Raw genomic sequence first — 1,696 nt, 5'->3', positions numbered from 1 at the left:
CCACCTCGGACCGCCGAACGGGGCGTGACCCGTTCCCCGCGAACGGCGTGAGTGCCGCGCATCCGTACGGATCCGCGCCCCTCGTCCGTGGGAGCCGACCAGCGTTACGGCACCACGACCGCCTGCGACTCGGTCACGGTGATGCCGCTCTCCTGCCAGCCGCTCTCCAGGGAGTCCGGCAGCCCCGGCAGTTCCAGCGTCGAACCGTCGTACTCGAAATGCACGTCGTAGACGAGCCGGCCCGAGGTCGTGTAGTCCCCGGCCCGGGAGTAGGTGTAGGAGCAGGCGTCGCTCTCGGACGTGACGAAGTCACAGGTCATCACGCCGCTGCCGTCCCCGGGGTCCACCTCGATGTGGGACGGGGTGCCGACCGCGACGACGCCGAGCGCCGAGCTGCCCCGGATCTCCCCGGCGGGCGCTCCCTCGGCCCACCACCAGGTGTCGATGTAGATGATGGAGTGGCCGGGCGGGCTGAACGCGAGGGAGAACTCCGGGGTGTTCAGCTGGCCGAAGGCCATCATCGCCCGCTCCTGGAGGGAGGGGCCCGTGTCCCCCTCGGGGGTGTACCAGCCCCATTCGTTGTAGCGGCCGCCCTCTCCGTTGTTGCAGTCCTTGTAGATGTAGACGGAGTCCTCGGACGGCTGGTCGTCCGGCCACGTGTCCGGGGTGGGGTAGGCGGCGGACGGGATGTTCGCCCAGCAGGCGTACTCCCCTTCGCACCAGCGGTTGCTGCCCTCTCCGGCAAGGCTCAGATCGCAACTGGGCTGGACGGCGCCACCGCCGCCACCGCTTCCGCCACTGCCCCCGTCGCCGTTGCCGCCCGGCTCCTGGACACTGCACACGTACTTGACCCCTTCGGGTGATTGCACGTAGCAGTTGGGATCCTTCTCGTCCGCGAGGGCACCCTGGGTGGCCGCGTGGAGCAGGCCCACGGTCACGGCCCCCACCACGAGCCCCCGGCCCACGCGACCGCGCCACGCTCGGTGTCCGGCTTCTGGCCTCACGAGCATGTCACGTTCCCCTCCTCCTCCGGCAGCGTGTCGGTGATCAGCCATGCCCCGTCCCCCTTCTCGGCGGTCACCACGTGCCCGTGGACGTTGATCAGTTCCTCCGGGACGACGCCGGGGATGACCTCCCCGTCCTTCATGATGTCCCAGCCTTCTTCGCTCTTGCACGACTCGACGATCGCCGTGTCCCCGTCGACGGTCGCCGTGATGTTCTCGATGACCGGACCGCCCTGCCGGTACAGGCCGTTGCTCTGGAAGTCACGCACCCGGGACAGTTCTTTCTCCAGCATCGCCGGCGTCACGATGCCTTCCAGGAGGTGGATGTCCCCCGCCTCACTGTTCTCCACCTCGACCCGGGCGTCCCAGTACGCCTCGTACAGCGCCACCAGCGCGGCCTCGTCGTCCCCTTCCCCGCCCTCCGCGTCCGGGGAAGGGGACGACGTGCCGCCCGTGTCGATGGGTTCCTCGTTGTCGCCGCCGTCGGATGAGCAGCCGGCGACCGTGGCCAGGATGAGGGCCAGGCCGGCTGCCGGGCCGGCGCGCCTGATTCGCTTATTACGCATACTGCTCGTCACGGGCGACACCCTAGCGATGGCCGGAACCATGCGGGAGTGCCGGGCGAATCCAGGTGCGAAGTCGTGACAGTTGGCGCCGGGACCGGCCCGGCCGGGGCGCCCGCTCCCCCGCCT

2 protein-coding genes are annotated in these 1,696 nt (G+C 69.9%); both read right to left on the bottom strand.

Annotated elements, in window-relative coordinates; genetic code table 11:
- Window positions 1-104: 104 nt before the first annotated feature.
- Window positions 105-938, bottom strand: a complete 834-nt coding sequence (locus ACFV5N_RS27645; RefSeq protein ID WP_385605227.1) for a hypothetical protein — start codon at window positions 936-938, stop codon at window positions 105-107.
- A gap of 62 nt (window positions 939-1,000) precedes the next feature.
- Complete coding sequence (locus ACFV5N_RS27640; RefSeq protein ID WP_385605223.1) at window positions 1,001-1,582, bottom strand: hypothetical protein; 582 nt, start codon at window positions 1,580-1,582, stop codon at window positions 1,001-1,003.
- Window positions 1,583-1,696: the final 114 nt, after the last annotated feature.

The sequence above is a fragment of the Streptomyces sp. NPDC059853 genome (assembly GCF_042731495.1).
Classification (GTDB): Bacteria; Actinomycetota; Actinomycetes; order Streptomycetales; family Streptomycetaceae; genus Streptomyces.
Note: the sequence above shows the minus strand (reverse complement) of the source record. Positions and strands in the feature narration are given on the sequence as shown.